Raw genomic sequence first — 22,844 nt, 5'->3', positions numbered from 1 at the left:
AAGGGTTTGTGTTACGTGGATCACCCCCGGCTTTCGCTGTCGCCGGAGCAAGGAGCAATGATGACTGAATACTGGTTCAACATCAAGACCCACGAGGTGGAAGAGGACCGGCTGTCGGACTGGAGCCAGCTCATTGGCCCGTACAAGACACGGGCCGAAGCCGAACATGCCCTGGAGAAGGTCCAGGCGCGCAACGAGGCCTGGGAAAAGGACGACGACGACTGAACAGTTGGGTGCTTCGGCCGCCTGTCGGTGCTCCGGAAGCGGACGTCAAGGTGAGGCGCCGCCCGCGGCCGAGGCAGTCCGCTGAGGAGTGCCGGTAGGCGGCTCCGCAGTTGCTGGCCGGGCCTAGAAGGAATGTTCCGGCCCGGGGAACTGCCCGGAGCGGACGTCCTCACCGTAGGCGGTGGCGGCGTCACGCAACGTGCTGCGCAGGTCCGCGTACTGCTTGACGAACTTCGCCATCCGGCCACCCCGCAGGCCGGCCATGTCCTGCCACACCAGCACTTGGCCCGTGGTCGCCTTCCCGGCGCCGATGCCCACCGTGGGAACGCTGACGGCCGCATCCACTGCCGCCGCCGTCTCCGCCGGAACCATTTCCATCAGCACACTGAAGGCGCCCGCATCAGCCAGCGCCACGGCGTCGTCAATCAATCTCCGGGCGTCATCGCCGCGGCCCTGGACGCGGTACCCGCCCAGGGCGTGTTCGCTCTGCGGGGTGAAGCCGATGTGGGCCATGACCGGAATGCCTGCCTGGACCATGGCCCGGACCGTCGGTGCGTAGTACTGCCCGCCCTCGATCTTCACCGCGTGGGCCAGCCCCTCCTTGAGGAAACGGACCCCCGTGGCGACGGCCTGCTCCGCGCTGACCTCGTAGCTGCCGAACGGAAGATCCGCCACCACCAGGGCGCGCTTGGCGGACCTGGCTACGGCCCGGCACAGCGGGAGCAGTTCGTCCACGGTCACCGGAAGGCTGGTCTCATTGCCAAAGACGTTGTTGGATGCCGAATCCCCAACCAGGAGCACCTCGATGCCGGCGGCGTCAAAAATCTCCGCCGTGTACTGCTCGTACGCGGTGAGCATGGCGAACCTGGTGCCGTCGCGCTTGGCCTGCTGCAGGTGGTGGATCCGGACCTTCGCCGGCTTCCGTTCGGCCGCAGCGGGTGTGCCGGGGCCGTTGCCGTAGGGGGCGGGTACTTCTGCGGACGCGCTGGAGTCGGAGCTGTTGCTGGTGGCCATGGGATGAGCGTAGTGCGGTACCCGCCGTACTAGCTACCGCGGGTATCCCGGGTCAAAGGTGATTAGGGTCATAGCGGCTGGCCTGGAAGTGCGGCAGGGGGCACGAAAAACCCCATCCGGGGCCGGCCTGGGTGGCCCGCCAGGTTAATGCTGCGTTACGCACGGCGCAGGCTCAAGCATCGGCGCCGAATGATTAGTACAGTGTTGATGAACTGCTGCCGGCTTTCCCCTTTGCGCGGACCCCGGAGCATGACGTTGATCGGAGAAGAGGCCATCATGGACCGCCAGCAAGAGTTTGTCCTGCGCACAATCGAAGAGCGTGACGTACGTTTCGTGCGCCTGTGGTTCACCGACGTCGTGGGTTCGCTGAAGTCCGTGGCGCTGGCACCGGCAGAGGTCGAGGGAGCGTTCGAGGAAGGCCTCGGCTTTGATGGTTCCTCCATCGAAGGCCTGGCCCGGGTCTTTGAATCGGACATGCTGGCCCAGCCCGATCCTGCCACCTTCCAGATCCTGCCGTGGCGGGGCGAAACCGAACAGACCTCGCGGATGTTCTGCGACATCCTTACCCCCGACGGTGAGCCCTCTGCCGCTGACCCGCGGAACGTGCTCAAGCGGACCCTCGCCAAGGCCGCGGACATGGGCTTCACCTGCTACACGCACCCGGAGATCGAGTTCTACCTGCTCAAGTCGCACGAGCCGGGTCCGGACGGCGCGCCGGTGCCGGTTGACGAAGGCGGCTACTTCGACCATGTTCCCGGCGGCGTGGCGCAGGACTTCCGCCGCACGGCCGTGACCATGCTGGAATCCGTGGGCATTTCCGTGGAGTTCAGCCACCACGAGGCCGGTCCCGGCCAGAACGAGATCGACCTCCGCTACGCTGACGCGCTGCAGACAGCCGACAACATCATGACGTTCCGGACCGTCATCAAGGAGGTGGCGCTGCAGCAGGGCACGTACGCCACGTTCATGCCCAAGCCGTTCACCGACCACCCCGGGTCCGGCATGCACACGCACTTCTCACTGTTCGAGGGCGACAGCAACGCGTTCTTCGAGGCAGGCGCAGAGTTCCAGCTGTCCAGGACGGCCAGGCAGTTCATTGCCGGCATCCTCAAGCACGCCCCTGAATTCACGGCAGTCACCAACCAGTTCGTCAACTCCTACAAGCGCCTGTGGGGCGGCGGCGAGGCACCCAGCTACCTGAGCTGGGGGCACAACAACCGCTCCGCCCTGGTCCGGGTGCCGCTGTACAAGCCGGGCAAGGGCCAGTCCGCCCGCATCGAATACCGCGGCATCGACTCCGCGGCCAATCCCTACCTGGCCTACGCCGTCCTGCTCGGTGCCGGTTTGAAGGGCATCGAGGAAGGATACGACCTGCCGGCGGCCGCCGAGGACGACGTCTGGTCGCTGAGCTCGGCCGAACGGCGCGCCATGGGCCACGATCCGCTCCCGGCAAGCCTGCACGACGCCATCCGCTCCATGGAGGACTCTGAGCTGATGCCCCAGATCCTGGGCGAACAGGTCTACGAGCACTTCCTGCGCAACAAGCGTGCCGAATGGCAGGACTACCGGCTGCAGGTGACGCCCTACGAGCTGCAGCGCAACCTCGGCATTCTCTAGGTGCCCGGCGTGAGCCTGGCACGCCGCCTCATCGCGGCCGGATTCAGCGACCTTGAGAAGGGCGAACGGTTCCTGGCCGCGCGCGAGCTCGAGGGGCTGGACCAGGACAGGCTCTTTGCCGGGCTGCAGCTGGCAGCCAGCCCGGACACCGCACTCCAGTCACTGGTCCGGCTGATTGAAAAGTACCCGCAGTTGCGGGAGCTGGCAGGCGCGGACCCGGAGGCCAGTGAGCCGATGTACCGGGTCCTGGGCGCCTCGGAGGCGCTGGGGGAGTTCCTTATCCGTCACCCCGGGCACCTGGAGGCCTTCCGGGTGCGGCCCAGTCCCGAGCCCCTGCCTGCGGACCCCGGCCGATTGCGTGCCACGCTCCTGCAGTCCGTCGGCGCCGACCCCCGTGCCGCACGTCCCGTTGCCGCCGCCACGGGTGTGGAGGCCTATGCCGCACTGCGGACCGCCTACCGTCGCGGACTGGTGGACCTCGCCGTCAAGGACCTCTGTGCCGCGGATCCGCTGGACTTCCTGCCATCGGTGGGCGGCGAACTGGCAGACTTGGCCGCCGCTGCCATCGAGGCTGCCCTCGCCGTCTCCCGTGCCGAGGCGGCGGAGCAGCACAGCGCTGCCGACGTGGCCGACGTCGGCCTGGCAGTGATCGGCATGGGCAAATGCGGAGCCCGGGAACTGAACTACATCTCCGACGTCGACGTCATCTACGTGGTGGACGCCGGCAGCCTGGAGGACGCGCAGGCCAACACCATCGGCACGGCCCTGGCGAGTGGCATTTCGCGTGCCATCTCGTCGGTGGCCAGGGAACCGGGCCTGTGGGAGGTGGACGCCAACCTGCGGCCGGAGGGCAAGTCGGGGCCGCTGGTGCGCACCCTCGCTTCCCATGAGACGTACTACGCCAGGTGGGCTGAAAGCTGGGAATTCCAGGCGCTCCTCAAGGCCCGGGCCATCGCCGGCGATGCCGCGCTGGGCCGCGCTTACGAGGAAGCCGTGGCACCGCTGATCTGGAGCTCGGCCGGACGCGAAGGCTTTGTTGAGTCCGTGCAGGCCATGCGCCGCCGGGTAACCGAACATATCCCTGCCGCCGAGGAGCAGCGCCAGATCAAGCTGGGGCGCGGCGGACTGCGCGACGTAGAATTCACCGTGCAGCTGCTCCAGCTGGTGCATGGCAAGGCGGATGAGTCATTACGACGGCGGGACACCACGTCGGCGATCGCCGCGCTGTCAGCAGGGGGTTACATTGGCCGTTCGGACGCCGCCGCGTTCGATAACGCCTACCGGTACCTGCGGCTCCTGGAACACCGGATCCAGCTGTTCCAGCTGCGCCGCACCCACCTGATGCCGGTGGCGGAGCCGGCGCTGCGCTCACTGGCCAAAGCCGTGCTGGGACCGTTCTCCAATGAGCGGCCCAGCCCGGATTCGCTGCTCTCCGCCTGGCACCGGACCAAGCGCTCAGTCCGTGAGCTGCACGAGCGGATCTTCTACCGGCCGCTGCTGAACACGGCGGCCAAGCTCAGCAGCGAGGATGCAAAGCTGACCCCGGAGGCAGCGCAGGGGCGGCTTGCGGCCCTGGGATACCGGGACCCGCAGGGTGCCATGCGCCACATCGAGGCGCTCACTGCCGGGGTGAGCCGCCGCGCCGCCCTGCAAAGGCAGCTCCTGCCCATCCTGTTGGACTGGCTCGCCGAAGGCGTGGACCCGGATGCCGGCCTCCTCGCGTTCCGGCGCGTCAGCGAGGCGCTGGGCACCACGCACTGGTACCTGGGCCTGCTCCGTGACTCCAACGCCGCCGCGGAACGCCTGTGCCACATGCTCTCCAACTCCCGGCTGATCTCCGACCTCCTGGAAGTCTCGCCGGAGTCCGTGGCCTGGCTGGGACAGGACAAGGACCTGGCACCAGTGGACTTCGAAGCCCAGTGGCAGGAAATCACTGCCAAGATGTCCCGGCATGCGGACCCGGAGAGCGCCATGCGCCTGATCCGGCTGATCCGGCGACGGGAAATACTGCGCATCGCCATCGCCGATTCCGCCGGCCTGCTGGACCAGGACCAGGTGGGCAGGGCTCTGGCGGACACGGACCGCGCCGCCGTTTTGGGTGCCCTGCGGGTGGCGGAGGGAGTCGTTTCCGCGGGCGGACCCCTCAAGACCACGGTGCTGGTGGTGGCGATGGGCCGCCAGGGCGGCCGGGAAATCGGCTACGGCTCTGACGCCGACGTCATGTACGTCCACCGCGCACTTCCGGGCTTCTCCGAAGCGGAGGCGCAGGAGCAGGCCTCCCGCATGGTGGCCAAGGTCTCCAGCCTGCTCACCCAGCCGCTGAAACCGGCCATCATGGCCGAACGCGTCCTCCAAATGGACGCCGACCTCCGGCCCGAGGGAAAGAACGGGGCCATGGTGCGCTCCCTGGATTCCTTCGCCGAGTATTACCGCCGGTGGTCTCTGATCTGGGAAGCGCAGGCCCTGCTGCGGGCCCGGCCCATGGCAGGCGACGACACCCTGGCCGCCGACTTCCTGACGCTCATCGACCCCATCCGGTACCCGGAGTCCGTCCCGGAACAGGACGTGCGCGAGATCAGGCGGATCAAGGCGCGGGTGGAATCCGAGCGGCTGCCCCGCGGCGCCGACCCCGCACGCCACCTCAAACTGGGCCGCGGAGGGCTCAGCGACGTCGAGTGGCTGGTGCAGCTGCTGCAGCTCCAGCACGCCGGGAAACATCCGGAGCTCCGGACCACCTCCACGCTGGAGGCCCTGGCGGCCGCTTCGGAGCTGGGTCTGCTGGATCAGGCGGACGCCGGACTCCTTGCCGAGGCCTGGCGGCTGGCCAGCCGGATCCGGTCCGCCAATGTCATCTGGAACGGCAAAGCCTCGGACCTGCTGCCCTCCTCGCGCCGGGACCTCGAGGCTGTGGCGCGCTGGTGCGGCTACGAGCCGGGGCACGCCGCCGCGCTGGAGGAGGACTACCTGAGGGTGAGCCGCCGGGCCAGGGCGGTCTTTGAGCGTGTCTTCTATGGCCACTAGGAATGAAGGGTGGGTCTGGCTCATTCCGCTGCGCGACCTGGACCCCGACGCCCGCGCCATCCAGCTCGGCGCCATCGCAAACATGTCGCTGGTGCCTGGCCAGGATCGTTTTGTGGGCGACCCGCTGCGGATGGCCCTCGCAGGACTGGCAGAAGAATCGCGTCGGCCGTACGTGGTCGAAGCGGGAGGCAACGCCGTTGGCATGTTGACCCTGCAGGAGGGCGCGGCAGGGCTTGCCGGCTGGCCTGACGACCAGTCAGCCTGGCTGTTGCGCGGGTTCCTCGTCGACCGGGAGCACCAGGGCAGGGGGCTGGGCACCCTCGCGGCTGCCGCCGCCGTGGAAGCAGCGCGCAAGCTGACCGCGCGGCACCAAAGTGGCGAGTCCGGCGTCGTACTGTCCGTCAACCAGGAAAACTCTGCCGGCCTGTCCGCCTACCGCCGAGCGGGTTTCATCGATTCGGGGCCTTATCTTGGCGGCTCCGCCGGTCCGCAGCGGACCATGTTCCGCAGCTTCTCCGCCAAGGCGTCGGCGTAAAGCGGCGGACCGCCATTGCGCTTGGCAGGCGTTTGCCCGATCATGTGGAATGGCGGTGTTCTCCAACCTTGTTGGGGGGAAGGCTGGACAGTCTTCGTCTCGGGGGGCATTCGTCAGGGGGTCCGGCTCCCGGTCTCAGCACGTCTGGAGGCGGGCCCCCACCTTGCTAACGGAGTTTGGGAAGTCATGAAGCGAATCAGGATCGTCCTGCCGGCCTTTGCCTTAATGCTCGCGGCCTGCTCAGGGCCTGCGCCCGCGCAGGACGTCCCGACAGCGGGCGCCACGGGCCCAAGCGCCGATTCGCCCTCAGCCACGGCAGCGCGGGAAGTAATGCCCGCAGGACGCTACAAGCTCACTACAGCGTCGGGTGCCGGAATAACCTTCACGTTGCCCACGCCTCCGGCCGACGCTGCAGTGGCGGCCATCGAGGCATACAGGGTCAAGGTCGGAGCGGCGCCTGTCTCATATCTCGTAGCGGACGTAGACAACCGCAAGGGCGCGGTGCCAGTCAACATGTACATGGTTACCGCCTTCAGTGAAGAAGGACGTCAGTTCACGTTCTCCACTGTTGCCGATGCCATCCAGAGCTGGGCACCCACCTACAGTTACGATTACAAATGGTCCATGGACGGCAGAGCTTTGGACGAGGCGTCAGGTGCCGCGCTGAAGCGTGAGGCCGATGATTTGATCAACGCGGAGATAAATGACGTGGACATAGCGGAGCGCACCACTGTCATCCTCGCGTCCTCCGACGCCGAACTGCCCGTGGAGTTCACCCGGGTCGCCGTACAGCCATCGGGTATGGGTGATGAACAAGAAGCACGGCCGGCACGTTGAGGCCGCGCTGCCGGGACAGGCAGCAGCCGTCCTGGCGGATCCGGACAGCAGTAAGGCCGGCCTCAAAGCGTGAGGCCGGCCTTTCCTGTATTAAAATTCCCGCGGACTGCTGGCGGACTATGCCCGCTTCTGCCGCATGATCCAGCTAGACGCCGTAGTAGAGCTCGAACTCGTAGGGGTTCGGGCGCAGGGACAGCGGGCGGATCTCGTTTTCGTACTTGTACTCGATCCAGGTGTCGATCAGGTCCTGGGTGAAGACGCCACCGGCCTGCAGGAACTCGTTGTCCTCGCGCAGGGCCTCCAGTGCTTCCTCCAGGGTGCCCGGAGCCTTGGGGATGTCCTTGGCTTCCTCCGCCGGGAGCTCGTAGAGGTCCTTGTCGATCGGAGCCGGGGGCTCGATGCGGTTGCGGATGCCGTCGATGCCGGCCATCAGTTGGGCAGCGAACGCCAGGTACGGGTTGGAGGAGGGGTCCGGAGCGCGGAATTCAATGCGCTTGGCCTTCGGGTTGGAACCGGTGATGGGGATGCGGATACCGGCGGAGCGGTTGCCCTGCGAGTAAACCATGTTGACCGGAGCTTCGAAGCCCTTGACCAGGCGGCGGTAGGAGTTCACCGTGGGGTTGGTGAAGGCCAGGACGGCGGAAGAGTGCGTGAGCAGGCCGCCGATGTACCAACGGGCGGTGTCGGACAGGCCGGCGTAGCCCTTCTCGTCGTAGAACAGCGGCTCGCCGCCATTCCACAGCGACTGGTGGCAGTGCATGCCGGAGCCGTTGTCGCCGAAGACCGGCTTGGGCATGAAGGTCACGGACTTGCCCCAGGCGTCAGCGGTGTTCTTGATGACGTACTTGAACTTCTGCAGGTCATCGGCAGCGTGGGTCAGGGTGGTGAACTTGTAGTTGATCTCGGCCTGGCCGGCGGATCCAACTTCGTGGTGGCTGCGTTCGACCTCGAGGCCGGCTTCGTCCAGGGCAACACACATGGCGTCGCGCAGGTCAGCCTGCTTGTCGGTGGGGGAGACCGGGAAGTAACCGCCCTTGACGGGGGTCTTGTAGCCCAGGTTGCCGCCTTCTTCCTCGCGCCCGGTGTTCCAGTGCGCTTCCTCGGAGTCGATCTTGTAGAAGCTGCCCTGCGGGGAGGACTGGTACTGGACGTTGTCGAACACGAAGAACTCGGCTTCGGGAGCGAAGAACGCGGTGTCGGCGATGCCCGTGGAGGCCAGGTAGGCTTCGGCCTTCTCGGCCACGCCGCGGGGGTCGCGGTGGTAGGGGTCACCCGTGCGGGGGTTGACGATCGAGAAGTTCAGCGCGAGGGTCTTCTCCATGCGGAAGGTGTCCAGGAACGCGGTGGTGACGTCCGGGATCAGCTGCATGTCAGACTCTGCGATGCCCTGGAAGCCACGGATGGAGGAACCGTCGAAGAGCTGGCCGTTGACGAAGAAATCAGCGTCAACACTCTTGGCGGGGACGTTGAAGTGCTGCTGGACGCCCGGAAGATCGGTGAAGCGGATATCGACGAACTTTACATCTTCGTCCTTGATGAACTTGAGGACTTCGTCCGCAGTCTTGAACATCTATGCTCCTAACGCATATGTGAATATCTGGCATGGAAGCCATCTGATCCAGCGCAATCCAAAAGCAGGGAGAACGCACGGTTTTCCCTGCTGGGTACCTGCCGGGGATTGCTGAAACTGCTAACAGACTATGGATGCGGCATTTCCCGTCCGTGTCCGCATTGTTTCGGGCAGGTTACAGAATGCCCTGCTATGAACACGGTATCGTCCGTCCACACTGTGGTCGAGTCCTATCCACAGTGTGGGCGCGCCGCCGCGCCGGGGATCGGTAAGCTTGGACGGTGGTAGATCGCAAAGATATTGGGTCCTGGCTCAGCGGACCGGACACCTCCGGCATCTCCAAGTATCCGGGGGAGCGCCTGGGCCTGCCGGAGTCCGGACCGGGCTCCATTGCCCGGGCGGGCCGGCGCATCGCGGCCATATGCATCGATTGGGGGATCGCACTGCTGATCAGCAACTTCGCGTTCGGCGGCGACTCCTGGGCCACGTTGGCGGTCTTCGCAGTGGAGCAGATCCTGCTGGTGGGGACCCTGGGATACAGTATTGGCCACCGCGTTATGGGCATCGCCGTGGTGAAGCCCGGTGGCGGCACGCCGGGACCGCTCGCGGCCCTGGTGAGGGCCGTGCTGCTCTGCCTGGTGGTGCCCGCCGTGATCTTCGATCCGGACCAGCGCGGCCTTCACGACAAGGCCATGAACACCCTCCTCGTCCGCCGCTGAGCGCCGTCCACCGCTGACCGCTGTCTACTGCAGCGCTATCCGCCGTCAAGCGCTGGAGGTCCCGTTCCGCGCGTCGGACATTTCCCGGGCCTGGCGCTGCCGCCGGAAGGATGGCGCATTGGTGATGACCACGCCGCCGATCACAATGGCGCCGCCCATCAGTTGCGCGGTTGTATGCACGTGCCCCGCAAGGATCGTCAGGACCGCGGTGAAGACGGTGATGAGGTTGAGGAAGACCCCTGCACCACCGGCGGGCAGGACCGTCAGGGCGCGGTTCCACAGCAGGTAGGACAGCACCGACGGGAAGATGGCGATGAACAGCAGTGACGCCAGTGCACTGCCCGTTGACGGAAGGGCCAGCCCGCCGGTGGCGAAGCGGACCGGGGCCAGCAGGGCCACTGCCACCGCTGCCTGGACCGCCGTGGCTGTGATCGGCGGGATTTTTGGGGCCAGTCGGCCGATGACCGTGTACGCCGTCCAGACAATCACGGCACCAACCATCAGCACCTCGCCGGTGCCGAACCCGGTGGTGACCAGCCTGCCGGCATCCCCTCCGCTGATGACGATGAGGACGCCCGCCAGGGCCGTCAGCACCCCGGCGATCGACAATGGCGTCAGCCGTTCCCGCAGGAAGAGCGCGGCAGCCAGCGTGATGAGGGCAGGATTGAAAGCGTTGATCAGGGACGCGTTGAAGGCATCGGTGTGCTCCAGGGCGAAGTACAGCAAAAGGTTGTAGCCGAGCAGCCCGCACACGCTCAACGCGAGCAGCCACGGCCACGCGGCGAGGACCGACCGCCAGCAGGGCCGCTCCACCAGCTGGGCTATCACCAGCAGCGGCACCAGCGCGATGGCCCACCGCAGGACCACCAGGCTCAGCGGATCGATGCTTTGGACAGCGCCCGCGCCCACGACATAGTTGCCGGCCCAGAACAGCGTTGCCCCCAGCAGGGAAAGGAGCGCGACCATCCGTTTGCGGCCCTGGGCACGTCCGGCTGACGGTTGTTCCTTGAATGACGTCTGCGATGTCGGGTCTGCATCAACGGATTCCACGGTTACTGACGTTCGCCTATGCCCGGCTGGACTCAAGTTCACCGGCAGGCACTTCTACCTTCGGGGCGCTAAGGTAGCCGCGCCGCCCTGCCCACCGCTCGAACAGGAGGGTGGCGAACGGGAACACGGCGGAGAAACCGGCCAGCACGGCCACCAGGAACGGCCAGCGCTGCACGCGCCACAGCATGAGCGCGGCCACCCCGTAGCCGACGAACAGCGCACCGTGCGCAGGTCCCGCCACTTGGACGCCGAGCTCCGTGGTGCCGGCAATCCACTTGAAGTACATCCCGGCCAGGAGCGCCGCCCAACTGAAGGCTTCGGCCACGGCAAGGATGCGGAAGGCGCGGATCACTGTTGTCCTGAGGGGCATGGTCATCTCCTGACGCAGGTTTGAGGCACGGGTCCGGTGGTTGTTGTCAGCCATTGCGGATGCCGTTCGGGGGCGAGCGGTTCAGGCGCAAGAAAAAACGCCCCGGCCGGCAGGGCCGGTACCGGGGCGTTCCACCAGCTAGCGTCCGCGGTTGGGACGGGCCTTGTAGGGGTCGATGCCCTTGGGAATGGGGAGCCTCGTGCCCATCGAGGCAATGCGCTTGGATACGGTGCTGACCTCCAGCTTGGTCAGCTCGTTCTTCATCTTGCCCATCTTCTTGGCCACCTGGCCCAGCGGCACCTGGCCTTCGCCGCGCCCGGTCTGGATGGTGTGGACGGGAACGTTGGGCAGGATGCGCGCCAGGCGCTTGCGCTCAGCATCGAGCAGCGGCTTCACGCGGTGGGAGGGGCCTTCACTGACAAGGACGACGCCGGGACGCCCAACAGCGCGGAACACGGCATCCTGCGTGCGCGGGTTGACAGCCACAGGCTGTTCCTCGGTGATCCAGCCACGGCGGAGCGTGCCCAGGGCAGCGCCGGAGGCGCCCGGCTGGTTTTCAATCTGGGCGAACGCAGCACGTTCGGCACGGCGGGACAGGATGAAGGTGGCCGCCAGCAGGCCAAGCGGAATGCCGATGATCAGGCCCGTGATCCAGTTGTCCAGCCAAAAGCCCACCAGGAAGCTCACGGCTACAACGCCCAGGAACACCAGCAGCATCAGCCACGGAACCATGGGGTCATGGCGGCGGGTCATGGTGAAGACCTCGCCGATCTGCTTAAGCCTGCTGGGCTTCTTGGCCTTTGCTTCCTTCGGCTTGCGCGTGAACAGGCCGCGCTTCACCGCGCTTGAGCCCGCCGGGGTGGAGTTGCTGGAGTCAGGGGATTTAGCCATAGTGCCTCAATTCTACGTGACTTAAAGCCAAAGGCCGGACGCTGGAATCTTCCGGCGTCCGGCCTTTGGGCACTTCACGAAGGGGAGGTCAGGAATGGGCTGCGAGGAGGGTGGCGGCTTCCTGGCGGGTGGTGCCGGAGTCCTGGATGCCGTCGGCGATGTGGGCGAGTTCGGCGGGGATGTCGCGGCCCTTTTTGCGCATGGCGGTGGCCCAGAGGCGGCCGGCGCGGTAGGAGGAGCGGACCAGGGGTCCGCTCATGACGCCGAGGAAGCCGATCTCCTGGGCTTCGTGCTGGAGGTCCACGAATTCCTGGGGTTTGACCCAGCGGTCCACGGGCAGGTGCCGTTCGGAGGGGCGCAGGTACTGGGTGATGGTGATCAGGTCGCAGCCTGCTTCGTGGAGGTCGCGGAGGGCTTCGGAAATTTCTTCGCGGGTTTCGCCCATGCCCAGGATGAGGTTGGACTTGGTGACCATGCCCAGGTTCCGGCCCTGGGTGATGACGTCCAGGGAGCGTTCGTAGCGGAACGCGGGGCGGATCCGCTTGAAGATCCTGGGGACGGTTTCGACGTTGTGCGCGAAGACTTCGGGGGCGGAGTCGCAGATCGCCTTGATGTGGTCGGGTTTGCCGGAGAAGTCCGGGATCAGCAGTTCCACGCCGGTGCCGGGGTTCAGTTCGTGGATCTTGCGGACCGTTTCGGCGTAGAGCCAGACGCCCTCGTCTTCGAGGTCGTCGCGGGCCACACCGGTGACGGTGGCGTAGCGCAGCTGCATCGCTTGGACGGAGCGGGCCACCTTCGTGGGTTCGAACCGGTCCAGGGGTGAGGGCTTGCCGGTGTCGATCTGGCAGAAGTCGCACCGGCGGGTGCATTCGGAGCCGCCGATCAGGAACGTGGCTTCCTTGTCTTCCCAGCACTCAAAGATGTTGGGGCAGCCGGCTTCTTCGCAGACGGTGTGCAGGCCTTCCTTTTTCACCAGGTTCTTCAGCCCGACGAACTCCGGGCCCATCTGGACCTTGGCCTTGATCCATTCCGGTTTGCGCTCCACCGGGACCGCAGCGTTGCGCTGCTCGATCCGCAGCATCTTCCGGCCTTCAGGTGCCAATGTCACAGTAGAGCTCCTTCAGGGCTCGAAACCAATGCTTCTTCATGTTTGCGGAATTCCTCCACGACCCGGTCCGCGATATCCGCGGGCCGGATCTCCCGGCCCGTCTCCAGGGACATGCTGGTCACTCCCGCGTCGGTGATGCCGCAGGCAATGATCTGGCCGTAGGGCGCCAGGTCATTGCTGCAGTTAATGGCGATGCCGTGCATGGTGACGCCGTTCAGGACGCGGATGCCGATAGCAGCGATCTTGCGGTCGGGCCCTTTGGAGTCAGCCTTGATCCACACGCCTGCGCGCCCCTTGATGCGTTCGGCCTTGATGCCGTAGTCCGCCATGACGGTGATCATGATCTCTTCAAGGCGATCCACGTAATCCCGGATTCCGGCGCGGTTCTTCAGCTTCAGGATGGGGTAGGCAACCAGCTGGCCGGGCCCATGCCAGGTGAGCTTGCCCCCGCGGTCCACCGGGACGACCGGCGTACCGTCAGAGGGCCGCTCATGGTCCTCGGTAAGCTTGCCTGCCGTGTAGACGGCGGCGTGCTCCAGGAGCAGGACAGTGCTGGGGGCATCCCCGGCGACAACCTTCTCATGGAGTTCGCGCTGGGCATCCCAGCCTTCCATGTAACCAATGAAGTCAGGGGCAAGACCCAGCTGTGAAAACTCAAGAGTCATGGCATCCAGCTTAGACCCCGCAGCCGCGCCGCCCTGTTTTAGTGTCCAATCTCACCGGGGCCACCGTTAATGACCGCAGCAGCCAAGGCTGTGGATAACTTCTGCAGCGCAGCCCGATCTCGGCTAGACATGGACTATGGATGTTGCACAGGTGCCGGAGGTTGCCGGCTACGACATCGGCCGGTTGCTTGGCCGGGGCGGCAGCGCCGACGTGTGGCTGGCCAGGGACCAACGGACCGGCAGGGAATTCGCGCTCAAGTGCTTCCGCACCCCGGGCAGCACGACGGCCGGCGGCGCAGTCATAAGTGACGCAGTCATCAGTGAGGAGGACGTGCGGCGGGAGATCCGGATCCTGTCCGTCCTGGACCACCAGCACCTCATCAGGGCCCACGACGCGGTGCGCGTGGCGGGCTCCGGCAGCGGGGCAGCCTTGACCATGGACTACGCCGCCGGCGGCTCCCTGGCACAGCTGGTGGCGGTACGGGGCAGGCTCAGCGTGGGGGAGACAGTCACAGTCCTGACGCCCATCGCCCAGGCCCTGGGCTACCTGCACGGGAAAGGGTTCACGCACTCGGATGTCTCCCCGGGGAACGTGCTGTTCACCGGGCAGGGGAAACCCATGTTGTCCGACCTTGGTGTTGCGAGGATGCTCGGCGACCCGGATGGCGCGGGCACCGCCGGAACGGGCGGTTTCCTGGATCCGTCACCGGTTGATGCCGTCCGCGCCGGCCTCCAGCCGGGACGCGACGTTTACTCGGCAGCTGCCCTGGGCTGGTTCTGCCTCACAGGGGAAGCGCCCGGGCGCACCTCCGACCGACCGCCGTTGTCCCTCCTGGTTCCCGGCGTCCCCAAAGAGCTCGCGGCCGCCCTGGAAGCAGGACTGAACGAGGACCGGCGGCTGCGCCCTGACGCGCTGGCGCTGGCCCGCAGCCGTTTATCGCAGCGCGGAACCGCAGCCCGTGGACCTCTCCGATGCCGTCCATCCCACCGTCATGCCCGAGCTGTTGACGCGGCGTCACGTTCCCGCTGCGTCGAAAGGCAACGGCGTCAGGATGAGACTCCAAAGCCTGCGCCGCCGGGCGGCAACGTCCCGCTGGTCCCAGCAGCCGGCACCAGCGTGGAAAAGAACCCTGCCGCAAGCAGAAACCACGGCGGCGTCCCGCGGGAAACACGTGGACGGGCCTGCTGTTACCTACGGGAGGAGGGTGCTGCTTCATGCCGTCCTGCCGGCCGTTGCCGCAGCCGCAGCCGGAATTTGGTGGCTCTCGGCGGCCCCCGGGCAGGGGCTGTGGCCCGGGAACGCTGCAACCGGGTCGCCGCCGGTTTCCATCGACCCATCGGTGGCCGTTGCCGGCGGTGGGACGGGAGGGGAGGTTCCTGTTGACGAAGCACGAAAGCGGGCGCGGGCAGCTGATCCCGTCGTAGCCGTACAAGGCCTGGCGGCCTTGCGGGATCATGCCTTCAGCAGCGGCAGCCTGGAGCTGCTGGCGGACGTGAACGCCCCCGGTTCCTCTGCAGCTGCCGCTGACGAGCGCACCGCCGGCCCGCTCCGCCCCTCCGGGCACCGCCTTGCCGGATTCCGCAGCACCCTGTCCGAGGTGGCAGTGGAGGAAGGCGCAACGCCGGTCAACGCGGTGGTACGGGTAGTGTCAGCCACCACCGGCTACCAGATGGTAGACACGGACGGTGCTGTGCTGGGTGCCGGGGCTCCCAGCCGGCCACAGCCGCTTCGGCTGGTCCTGGTGTCGGTGGATGGCCAGTGGCGGGTCAGCGACATCCTTGCGGTCCACGGGTCCGGCTAAGCGGAGCCTTCCTTGCGGGTTACCCAGCGGACAGCGTCTGCCAAGCGTCCGTGCTGCCACTGGAACCCGGCAGATGACAGGATCGCCGGCTCCATCCGCTGGCTTGAAAGCAGAAGCTCCTCGGCGAGGCCGGGCATCAGGGTGCGCAGCACAGGCGCCGGCACCCGCAGTACCGCGGGGCGGTGCACGGCGTGGCCCAGTGCTGAAACGATGGTGTTGACGTCCGACTGCTCCAGCGCAGCCACGTTGACCGGGCCGGAGACCGGGGACTCGAGGAGGAACAGGAAGGCGGCGGAAACGTCCGGAAGCGTCACCCAGGGCCAGAACTGGCGGCCGTTGCCGAACGGACCGCCAACGCCCAGGCGCAGCAGCGGGAGCAGCTTTCCCAGTGCGCCACCGGAACGGCTGAACACCACTCCGGTCCGGGGTGTCACAACGCGTACCCCTGCCGGCGCCATCAGGGCAGTCTGCTCCCACTCAACGCAGATCTGCGCCAGGGTTCCGGTGCCTCGCGGTGCGTCCTCCCGCAGGACCGTATTGCCCGCATCGCCGTAGTAGTTTGAACCTGACTGGCTGATGAACGTTGCCGGCGGCGTATCCAGTTGCTCCATGGCCTGCACCAGCGTCCTGGTCGGTCCCAGCCGGGAACTGAACAGCTCCTCCACCCGCTTCCGCGTCCAGGGTTTGTCCCCGATGCCGGCACCGGAAAGGTTGACGACGGCGTCGGCGCCGGCAAGCGCGCCGGGATCCAGGACGCCGGCCGCCGGGTCCCAGCGGATTTCGGCGGCGTTGGCGGGCGGCCGGCGGACCAGGGTCACCACCGAGTGGCCGGCGCTGCGGAAGGCTGCGGACATGGAGGTGCCGAGGAGCCCGGAGGCGCCGGCCATGACGATATGCATGGTCCATCTCACCATGGCAGCGCGGGTTGTGTGCCTCCCGCGGCGCAGGGAAGGGGTTGACTATGATCGAACGATGACCTCTTCGAGCTACTTCCGTTTCCCGCATTTGCACGGCGATCTGGTCACTTTCGTGGCCGAGGATGACGTGTGGATTGCGCCCCTGGACGGCGGCCGGGCCTGGCGTGTCTCGTCGCTCCAGCTTCCTGCCCGCAACCCGCGTTTCACCCCGGACGGCAAGCGCCTGGTGTGGACAGTGGTGCAGGGAACGGCTCCGGAAGTTGTGTCGGCACAGGTCGACGGCGGCGGGTACCGGCAGCTCACCTACTTTGGCCACGGCACCACAAAGGTCAAGGGATTCACCAGCGGCGGATCCGTGCTGGTCACCAGCGCCTTCCGCCAGGCCGAAAGCCGGCACACCCACGCCTACAGCGTCCCCCTCGAAGGTGGCTGGGCGCAGGAGCTCCCCTACGGACCGGTGGAGTCCGTTGCCTTCGGTCCCGAAGTGGGCGATGAACGCCCCGTGGTGCTGGCGAGCGTGTTGTCCCGCGAACCGGCGTGGTGGAAGCGGTACCGCGGCGGTACCGCCGGAAAGCTGTGGATCGACCGCGACGGCAACGGTGAGTTTGAGCGCCTGCTGCCGGACCTGGACGGCAACCTCACCGATCCCCTGTGGGTGGACGGGCGGATCGCCTTCCTGTCCGATCACGAGGGCTACGGCAACCTGTACTCGGTCCTTCCCAACGGAAAGGACCTGCGCCGCCACACCGACCACCAGGACTTCTACATCCGGCATGCCGCCACGGACGGCAAGCGGGTCATCTTCGAATCCGCCGGCGGACTCTGGGTCCTCCATGACCTTGGCTCGGATGCCGTCAAGCTGGACATCACCCTTGGCTCCGCCTCGCAGACCAGGCGTCCCGCGCTCCTTGATGCCGTCAAGCACCTCGGTTCGGTGGCGCCGGATGTGGCAGGTGCCGCCAGTGCCGTGGAGTCGCACGGGACCATCCACTGGCTGCGGCACAAGGACGGCCCGTCCCGCATCATCGAGGCTACGCCGGGGGTTCGCGGCCGGCTGCCCAGGCCCCTGGGGGACGGCCGTATCGCCTACATCGCCGACCACGACGGTGTCGAAGCACTGCACATCAAGGACATCGCCGCACCTGTTGCGCACAGCGGTGAAGTGAAGCCGCCGGCCGGCAAGGACACAGGAGCGGGCAGGCTGTCGGATGAGGCACCTCCGGCCGCCGCCGCGGCGGGGCCGGAAACGGTCACCCTGCCGCAGCCTGTTCCCGCATCCGGCGCGGCAGTGCTGGCTGGCGCGTCCCACGTTGCCGCAGACGACGAGCAGCAGGCAGACGTTGCACCGTCGGCCGCACCTCCCGCAGCTGACGCCCAGGCACCCGCGGCACAGGCAGGCATCAGCGTCGCGACGCCGTCACGCGCCAGTTCACTGGAAGCAAGCCCCGACGGCCGCTGGATTGCCTTGGGGACCTCCTTTGGCGACGTGCACGTCGTGGATACCCGCAGCGGAGACCTCTCGCAGGTGGCCAGCATCGGCGAAGGCAGCATCTCGGAACTGGCGTGGTCCGCGGACTCGCGCTGGCTGGCATGGTCGGAGCCGGTCACGTCCTTTGGTTCGCGCAGCCGGCTGCGGCTGGCCACCGTGGACAAGCTCGACGCCGAGCCGGTGGACGTTACCGACGGCCGCTTCCGCGACGCATCTCCGGCCTTCACTCCGGACGGCAAGTTCCTTGCCTTCCTGTCCAACCGCAGTTTCGACCCTGTGTACGACGGACATTCATTCGACCTCTCCTTCCCCAGCCCCATCAAGCCGTACCTGGTGGCACTCGCGGCCGAGACGCCGTCGCCCTTTGGCCCTTCCGTTGATCCGGCGGGCGGTGAGCCGGAGGCCCACACAGACCTGGAGGCCACGGCCACCGGTGATGCCCGCGACAATGCCGTGCCGGCCGTGCGTGTGGATGCGGAGGGCCTGGCGCACCGAGTGATCGCTGTTCCCGTCCCGCAGGGTAACTACAGCGCACTGGAAGCCGTAGACGGCGCGCTCCTCTGGCTCGATTCGGCCCTGGCCGGCGTGACCGGCGACGGAAAGGCCAGCCAGGAGGACAAGGACGCCCGTCCGAGCCTGGTCCGTTATGACATCGCGCGGCGCAAGCAGGCCACCCTGGTGGATGCGGTGGACAGCTACCGCTTGTCCGGTGACCGCAGCAAAGTCGTGCTGGTTTCTGACAAGCAGGTTACGGTGGTGCCGTCGGACGCCAAGGCGGACGAGGACTCCGGCAAGGTGGTCAAGGTGGATCTTGGCCGCATCCGCGTCCTGATGGACCCGCTCAGCGTCTGGGGACAGGCGTTCGACGAAGCGTGGCGCCTGCAGCGTGACTTCTTCTGGACCGAGGACATGGCGGGGCAGGACTGGGACTCCATCCATGCCCGCTACCGTCCGCTGGTTGAACGGCTCGGTTCGCATGATGACCTGGTGGACCTTCTGTGGGAACTGCACGGCGAGCTGGGGACGTCCCACGCCTACGTGCGACCCGCGCCTGTCGCCGAACGCGGCAGCCGTGGGCAGGGCAGGCTCGGCGCGGACCTCGCGCACACCGCCCGGGGCTGGGAAATCACCCGCATCCTGGCCGGCGAGTCTTCCGACCCCCTGGCCACCTCCCCGCTCACCAGGCCGGGCGTCGGTGCCAAGGCCGGAGACATCCTGCTTGCCATCGACGGCGTCGTGCTTTCCGAAGGCGTCACCCCGGCCATGCAGCTGGTGGGGGCAGCAGGCCGCGCCGTGGAGCTGACGCTGCTCAACGGCCCCGGACACGGTGGTGCTGAAGGCACCCAGCGCCGTGTCGCCGTCGTGCCCGTCAAGGATGAGGAGCGCCTGCGCTACCAGGAATGGGTCGCCGGTAACCGGCGGACCGTCCGGGAGGCCTCGAACGGAACGTTCGGTTACCTGCACATTCCGGACATGATGGCCAACGGCTGGGCGCAGCTGCACCGCGACCTTGACACGGAAACAGCCCTTGACGGCCTGATTGTCGATGTGCGCCGCAACCGTGGGGGACACACTTCGCAGCTTGTCGCGGAACTGATCGGCCGCAAGGTCACCGGATGGAGCATGCCGCGGGGGGAGAAGCCGCGAACGTACCCGCACCACGCCCCGAGGGGGCCGGTGATCATCCTCGCGGACGAGTTTGCCGGGTCCGACGGCGACATCATCACGCAGGTGTCCAAGCTGCGGGGCATCGGCCCGGTGATCGGAACGCGTACGTGGGGTGGCGTGGTGGGCATCGACAACCGCTTTTCCCTGGCGGACGGTACCGGCGTCACCCAGCCGCGCTATGCCAACTGGTTTGGCGGCGGCGTGGGCTGGAGTGTGGAAAACTACGGTGTTGATCCGGACATCGAGGTGGCCTACCCCCCGCACGCCTACGCGGCCGGCCGCGATCCCCAGTTGGAGTACGGCATCGGGGCGCTGAAGGAAATGATCCAGGAACTGCCCACGGACCGGCCGCCGGCCCGCGAAGGTTACCGCCGGCTCAAGCCCGCACCCCTGCCCGCGCGCCGGCGGACGGAAGCGTAGCCAAGCGAAAGGCCCTGCCTCACCGGAGCATTCCCGGTGAGGCAGGGCCTTTTTTGTCGTTTGCTGTCCGGGCCGGTCAGGACTCCAGCGTGGCATCCAGGGTGATGTCGATGCTGGCGAGGGCGCCGGACACCGGGCAGCCGACCTTGGCGTTCGCTGCGATCTTCTGGAATTCATCCTCCGAAATGCCGGGGACCCGCGCTGACATCGTCAGGTGGCTGCCAGTGATACCTGTGCCAGGGACGAACGTGACATCGGCCTTGGTGCGGACTTCCTCCGGTGTGTGGCCTGCATTTGCAAGTTCGTTGCTGAAGGCCATGGAGAAGCAGGCGGCGTGGGCAGCAGCGATGAGCTCCTCGGGGCTCGTTTTGCCGTTGGCCGCTTCCGTGCGGGCCTTCCACGTGACGTCGAAGGTGCCGAGGCCGGAGGTGGCCAGGCTGGTGGTGCCGGAACCCTCCGTCAGGTTGCCGTTCCATACTGCATTCGCTGAACGTGTTGCTGCCATGTTCACTCCTCAGATTGATCCGTACCGGGGCAGGCTGCTGCCTGGACCCCGCCGTTCCCCATCCTAGGGACTTCGATCCGGCGGTGCATCAGCTGTCCGCTCTCAGAGGATTATGACCGGTTACCCGAAGCGGTTACTGCCAGAGCGTGGCAATGGCGATGTTGACCAGGGCCAGGCCGCCCACGCCATGGGCGAGTCCGGTGGAGACGGACTGTCCGTTCTTGACCTTGCGGGCGCCAATGACGGCGAGGACCGCAACCACGATGGCGATGACGAACTTGATGCCCAGCTTGGCGTAGTTCGGGTCCGAGTCCGGCAGGAACGGCAGGATGCCCATCATGGCGATGCCGGTGAGGAGCTGCAGGAAGGCGCCGTCACGCTGGCGCGGGTGCACGGTGGGGGTCCGCATCGTGGCGATCCAGTAGCCCACGATCATGGCCGCTCCCACCACGTGCAGGAAAACCAGGATGTTGAAGAGAATAGTCATGGCTTTAGCTTAGCCAGTCAGTTCTACAGCCCGTAGCAAAGCCACGCGGGCCTGCCCGGGCCATTGCCGGGCTGCTCCTTGTTAAACCGCGACGGCGGTACCGGCTGAAGGAGGTTTCCCACCCTTGCCGGCACCGCCGTCGTTGGACTTCCGCGAAGGCTACAGCCCCAGGTCCGCTTCGAAGGCGCCCTCTTCGAGGCGTGCCTTCAGGGTCTGGAGGAACCTGCCGGCGTCAGCGCCGTCCACCAGGCGGTGGTCGTACGTGAGCGACAGGTACATCATGGAGCGGATGGCGATCGAGTCGTCACCGTTTTCGTCAGCGACCACGACGGGCCGCTTGACGATGGCACCGGTACCCAGGATGCCCACCTGCGGCTGGTTGATGATCGGGGTGTCGAACAGCGCTCCCACCGAACCGATGTTGGTGATGCTGAACGTGCCGCCGGACAGCTCGTCCGGGCCGATCTTGCCGTCGCGGGTGCGGGAAGCAACGTCGGCGATCTTGCCGGCGAGTCCGGCAAGGTTCAGGTTGCCGGCGTCAGCGATGACCGGAACCAGCAGGCCCTTGTCCGTGTCGACGGCAATCGCAAGGTGCTCGGCGTTGTGGTAGGTGATTTCCTGCTTTTCCTCGTCGTACGCAGCGTTGAGCTTGGGGTGCTGCTTGAGGGCCTCGGCCACGGCCTTGGCGATGAAGGGCAGGAACGTCAGCTTGGTGCCGTTCTGGGCCTGGAACGAGTTCTTGGCACGGGCGCGCAGCTTGGCGACCTTGGTCATGTCCACTTCGTGGACCTGGGTCAGCTGGGTGGAGATTTCCAGGGACTCGCGCATGCGCCGGGCGATGACCTGGCGGATGCGGGGGGCCTTCTGGGAGGTGCCGCGCAGCGACGAGGCAGCTCCAGCCGAAGCGGCAGGTGCGGACGCGGCAGGGGCTGCGGCCGGAGCCGCAGCGGGAGCGGCCTTGGCTTCAGCGGCGGCAATGACATCCTGCTTGCGGATGCGGCCGCCAACACCGGTGCCCGAGAGCGAGGAGATGTCCACGCCGTGCTGGTTGGCCAGCTTGCGGACCAGGGGAGTGACGTAACCGGACTCGGAACCACCGGCCGGGGCCGCCTCCTGGGCTGCCGGAGCAGCAGGGGCCGGAGCTGCAGCAGGAGCAGCCTGCGGTGCGGGGGCCGGGGCGGGTGCTGCTGCGGGAGCGGGAGCTTCCTGCTTGGGGGCTTCCTGCTGCGGAGCCGCGGCCGGGGCAGGGGCCGCCTGGGGGGCGGCCGCCGGAGCAGCGGCAGCGCCGGAGCCGATCACAGCCAGCACGGAACCGACCTCAGCGGTCTCGTCCTCATTGACCCGGATTTCCTGCAGCGTGCCGGCAACCGGGGACGGGATTTCGGTGTCTACCTTGTCGGTGGAGACCTCCAGCAGGGGCTCGTCGACCTCCACCGAGTCGCCTACGGCCTTGAGCCAGCGGGTGACGGTGCCTTCAGTGACGCTCTCGCCCAATGCGGGCAGGGTGACCTCGTGGCTTTCGCCGCCGCCATCAGCCGGGGCTTCCTGGGCGGGGGCGGCTTCAGCCGGGGCTTCCTGGGCGGGGGCGGCTTCAGCCGGTGCCTCCTGGGCGGGAGCTGCTTCAGCCGGTGCGGCAGCGGGAGCTTCTTCGGCGGGGGCGGAACCGCCGCCTGAGCCGTCACCGATGCGCACCAGGGGTGCGCCTACCTCAGCGGTCTCGTCTTCAGCGACCAGGATTTCTTCAATCACGCCAGCTACAGGAGAGGGGATTTCAGTGTCTACTTTGTCGGTGGAGACTTCGAGCAGCGGCTCGTCCACCTCTACCCGGTCACCTACCTGCTTGAGCCAGCGGGTGACGGTTCCCTCGGTGACACTCTCACCGAGCGCGGGCAAGTTAACGGATTCAGACATGTCGTCCCCGTTCTCCTTATTGA

General features: G+C 66.9%; 20 protein-coding genes. 9 read left to right on the top strand and 11 right to left on the bottom strand.

Going from position 1 to position 22,844, the window contains the following annotated elements; genetic code table 11:
- Nucleotides 1-60: 60 nt before the first annotated feature.
- Nucleotides 61-225, top strand: coding sequence for an SPOR domain-containing protein (locus tag QFZ57_RS16745; RefSeq protein WP_306631638.1), 165 nt, complete (start codon nucleotides 61-63; stop codon nucleotides 223-225).
- A 123-nt stretch (nucleotides 226-348) separates the two neighbouring features.
- On the opposite strand, the gene panB is transcribed toward QFZ57_RS16745, so the two are convergent.
- Nucleotides 349-1,239, bottom strand: a complete 891-nt coding sequence (gene panB / locus QFZ57_RS16740; RefSeq protein ID WP_306901008.1) for a 3-methyl-2-oxobutanoate hydroxymethyltransferase — start codon at nucleotides 1,237-1,239, stop codon at nucleotides 349-351.
- Nucleotides 1,240-1,515: 276 nt separating this feature from the next.
- On the opposite strand from panB, the gene glnA (QFZ57_RS16735) reads away from it, so the two are divergent.
- The 4 genes from glnA (QFZ57_RS16735) (at nucleotide 1,516) to QFZ57_RS16720 (ending at nucleotide 7,249) form a co-directional block, all read left to right on the top strand.
- A complete protein-coding gene (gene glnA / locus QFZ57_RS16735; RefSeq protein ID WP_306632547.1) occupies nucleotides 1,516-2,856 on the top strand; it encodes a type I glutamate--ammonia ligase in 1,341 nt (446 codons plus the stop codon).
- 9 nt (nucleotides 2,857-2,865) lie between these two features.
- Nucleotides 2,866-5,877 (top strand): bifunctional [glutamine synthetase] adenylyltransferase/[glutamine synthetase]-adenylyl-L-tyrosine phosphorylase, encoded by a 3,012-nt coding sequence (locus tag QFZ57_RS16730; RefSeq protein ID WP_306901007.1) that lies wholly within the window; start codon nucleotides 2,866-2,868, stop codon nucleotides 5,875-5,877.
- Nucleotides 5,867-6,412, top strand: a complete 546-nt coding sequence (locus QFZ57_RS16725) for a GNAT family N-acetyltransferase (protein WP_306901006.1) — start codon at nucleotides 5,867-5,869, stop codon at nucleotides 6,410-6,412. Before QFZ57_RS16730 ends, QFZ57_RS16725 begins: the two co-directional genes overlap by 11 nt.
- A 186-nt stretch (nucleotides 6,413-6,598) precedes the next feature.
- Complete coding sequence (locus QFZ57_RS16720) at nucleotides 6,599-7,249, top strand: hypothetical protein (RefSeq protein ID WP_306901005.1); 651 nt, start codon at nucleotides 6,599-6,601, stop codon at nucleotides 7,247-7,249.
- A 145-nt stretch (nucleotides 7,250-7,394) separates the two neighbouring features.
- Here QFZ57_RS16720 and glnA (QFZ57_RS16715) read toward each other — a convergent pair whose 3' ends face one another.
- Nucleotides 7,395-8,819 (bottom strand): type I glutamate--ammonia ligase, encoded by a 1,425-nt coding sequence (gene glnA / locus QFZ57_RS16715; RefSeq protein ID WP_306631633.1) that lies wholly within the window; start codon nucleotides 8,817-8,819, stop codon nucleotides 7,395-7,397.
- A 281-nt stretch (nucleotides 8,820-9,100) separates the two neighbouring features.
- Between glnA (QFZ57_RS16715) and QFZ57_RS16710 the strand changes: the two genes are divergently transcribed.
- Complete coding sequence (locus tag QFZ57_RS16710; RefSeq protein ID WP_306631632.1) at nucleotides 9,101-9,538, top strand: RDD family protein; 438 nt, start codon at nucleotides 9,101-9,103, stop codon at nucleotides 9,536-9,538.
- A gap of 45 nt (nucleotides 9,539-9,583) precedes the next feature.
- On the opposite strand, the gene QFZ57_RS16705 is transcribed toward QFZ57_RS16710, so the two are convergent.
- The 5 genes from QFZ57_RS16705 to lipB form a co-directional block, all read right to left on the bottom strand.
- Entirely contained in the window at nucleotides 9,584-10,588 is a 1,005-nt protein-coding gene (locus QFZ57_RS16705; RefSeq protein ID WP_306901004.1) for a DMT family transporter, read from the bottom strand.
- A gap of 16 nt (nucleotides 10,589-10,604) precedes the next feature.
- A complete protein-coding gene (locus QFZ57_RS16700) occupies nucleotides 10,605-10,958 on the bottom strand; it encodes a DUF3817 domain-containing protein (RefSeq protein WP_306901003.1) in 354 nt (117 codons plus the stop codon).
- Nucleotides 10,959-11,096: 138 nt separating this feature from the next.
- Complete coding sequence (locus tag QFZ57_RS16695; RefSeq protein ID WP_306901002.1) at nucleotides 11,097-11,849, bottom strand: DUF4191 domain-containing protein; 753 nt, start codon at nucleotides 11,847-11,849, stop codon at nucleotides 11,097-11,099.
- 88 nt (nucleotides 11,850-11,937) lie between these two features.
- Nucleotides 11,938-12,957 carry a lipoyl synthase gene (lipA, locus tag QFZ57_RS16690; RefSeq protein ID WP_306631628.1) on the bottom strand — a complete coding sequence of 340 codons (1,020 nt, stop codon included), beginning with the start codon at nucleotides 12,955-12,957 and terminating at the stop codon, nucleotides 11,938-11,940.
- Complete coding sequence (gene lipB, locus QFZ57_RS16685; RefSeq protein WP_306901606.1) at nucleotides 12,954-13,631, bottom strand: lipoyl(octanoyl) transferase LipB; 678 nt, start codon at nucleotides 13,629-13,631, stop codon at nucleotides 12,954-12,956. The genes lipA and lipB overlap by 4 nt, the downstream gene beginning before the upstream one ends.
- 127 nt (nucleotides 13,632-13,758) lie before the next feature.
- Here lipB and QFZ57_RS16680 point away from each other — a divergent pair, with 127 nt between their 5' ends.
- The gene (locus QFZ57_RS16680; protein ID WP_306901001.1) at nucleotides 13,759-15,006 is read left to right on the top strand and encodes a serine/threonine-protein kinase; all 1,248 of its coding nucleotides are present in this window, start codon (nucleotides 13,759-13,761) and stop codon (nucleotides 15,004-15,006) included.
- 61 nt (nucleotides 15,007-15,067) lie between these two features.
- The gene (locus QFZ57_RS16675; protein ID WP_306901000.1) at nucleotides 15,068-15,424 is read left to right on the top strand and encodes a hypothetical protein; all 357 of its coding nucleotides are present in this window, start codon (nucleotides 15,068-15,070) and stop codon (nucleotides 15,422-15,424) included.
- Here the strand turns inward: QFZ57_RS16675 and QFZ57_RS16670 are convergent.
- On the bottom strand, nucleotides 15,421-16,323 hold the full coding sequence (locus QFZ57_RS16670; protein WP_306900999.1) for a TIGR01777 family oxidoreductase: 903 nt from the start codon (nucleotides 16,321-16,323) through the stop codon (nucleotides 15,421-15,423). The two genes, QFZ57_RS16675 and QFZ57_RS16670, sit on opposite strands and share 4 nt — an antisense overlap.
- 73 nt (nucleotides 16,324-16,396) lie before the next feature.
- Between QFZ57_RS16670 and QFZ57_RS16665 the strand changes: the two genes are divergently transcribed.
- Entirely contained in the window at nucleotides 16,397-19,918 is a 3,522-nt protein-coding gene (locus QFZ57_RS16665) for a S41 family peptidase (RefSeq protein ID WP_306631625.1), read from the top strand.
- Nucleotides 19,919-19,994: 76 nt separating this feature from the next.
- Here QFZ57_RS16665 and QFZ57_RS16660 read toward each other — a convergent pair whose 3' ends face one another.
- The 3 genes from QFZ57_RS16660 to sucB all read right to left on the bottom strand — a co-directional run bounded on the left by QFZ57_RS16660 (nucleotide 19,995) and on the right by sucB (nucleotide 22,821).
- The gene (locus QFZ57_RS16660; protein WP_306631624.1) at nucleotides 19,995-20,423 is read right to left on the bottom strand and encodes an OsmC family protein; all 429 of its coding nucleotides are present in this window, start codon (nucleotides 20,421-20,423) and stop codon (nucleotides 19,995-19,997) included.
- 133 nt (nucleotides 20,424-20,556) lie between these two features.
- The gene (locus QFZ57_RS16655) at nucleotides 20,557-20,910 is read right to left on the bottom strand and encodes a hypothetical protein (protein WP_306900998.1); all 354 of its coding nucleotides are present in this window, start codon (nucleotides 20,908-20,910) and stop codon (nucleotides 20,557-20,559) included.
- Nucleotides 20,911-21,069: 159 nt separating this feature from the next.
- On the bottom strand, nucleotides 21,070-22,821 hold the full coding sequence (gene sucB / locus QFZ57_RS16650) for a 2-oxoglutarate dehydrogenase, E2 component, dihydrolipoamide succinyltransferase (RefSeq protein ID WP_306631622.1): 1,752 nt from the start codon (nucleotides 22,819-22,821) through the stop codon (nucleotides 21,070-21,072).
- Between the last annotated feature and the right edge of the window lie 23 nt (nucleotides 22,822-22,844).

This window comes from Arthrobacter sp. B1I2 (assembly GCF_030816485.1).
Lineage (GTDB): Bacteria > Actinomycetota > Actinomycetes > Actinomycetales > Micrococcaceae > Arthrobacter.
The sequence above is the reverse complement of the archived record's forward strand: the minus strand, read 5'-3'. Positions and strand labels throughout refer to the sequence as shown.

What these genes read in the sequence shown, in the direction of transcription:
- QFZ57_RS16745 (WP_306631638.1), top strand. Translation starts at nt 61, where the DNA reads ATGACTGAATACTGGTTCAACATCAAGACCCACGAGGTGGAAGAGGAC.
- panB (WP_306901008.1), bottom strand. Translation starts at nt 1,239, where the DNA reads ATGGCCACCAGCAACAGCTCCGACTCCAGCGCGTCCGCAGAAGTACCC.
- glnA (WP_306632547.1), top strand. Translation starts at nt 1,516, where the DNA reads ATGGACCGCCAGCAAGAGTTTGTCCTGCGCACAATCGAAGAGCGTGAC.
- QFZ57_RS16725 (WP_306901006.1), top strand. Translation starts at nt 5,867, where the DNA reads ATGGCCACTAGGAATGAAGGGTGGGTCTGGCTCATTCCGCTGCGCGAC.
- QFZ57_RS16720 (WP_306901005.1), top strand. Translation starts at nt 6,599, where the DNA reads ATGAAGCGAATCAGGATCGTCCTGCCGGCCTTTGCCTTAATGCTCGCG.
- glnA (WP_306631633.1), bottom strand. Translation starts at nt 8,819, where the DNA reads ATGTTCAAGACTGCGGACGAAGTCCTCAAGTTCATCAAGGACGAAGAT.
- QFZ57_RS16700 (WP_306901003.1), bottom strand. Translation starts at nt 10,958, where the DNA reads ATGCCCCTCAGGACAACAGTGATCCGCGCCTTCCGCATCCTTGCCGTG.
- QFZ57_RS16695 (WP_306901002.1), bottom strand. Translation starts at nt 11,849, where the DNA reads ATGGCTAAATCCCCTGACTCCAGCAACTCCACCCCGGCGGGCTCAAGC.
- QFZ57_RS16680 (WP_306901001.1), top strand. Translation starts at nt 13,759, where the DNA reads ATGGATGTTGCACAGGTGCCGGAGGTTGCCGGCTACGACATCGGCCGG.
- QFZ57_RS16670 (WP_306900999.1), bottom strand. Translation starts at nt 16,323, where the DNA reads ATGCATATCGTCATGGCCGGCGCCTCCGGGCTCCTCGGCACCTCCATG.
- QFZ57_RS16665 (WP_306631625.1), top strand. Translation starts at nt 16,397, where the DNA reads ATGACCTCTTCGAGCTACTTCCGTTTCCCGCATTTGCACGGCGATCTG.
- QFZ57_RS16660 (WP_306631624.1), bottom strand. Translation starts at nt 20,423, where the DNA reads ATGGCAGCAACACGTTCAGCGAATGCAGTATGGAACGGCAACCTGACG.
- QFZ57_RS16655 (WP_306900998.1), bottom strand. Translation starts at nt 20,910, where the DNA reads ATGACTATTCTCTTCAACATCCTGGTTTTCCTGCACGTGGTGGGAGCG.
- sucB (WP_306631622.1), bottom strand. Translation starts at nt 22,821, where the DNA reads ATGTCTGAATCCGTTAACTTGCCCGCGCTCGGTGAGAGTGTCACCGAG.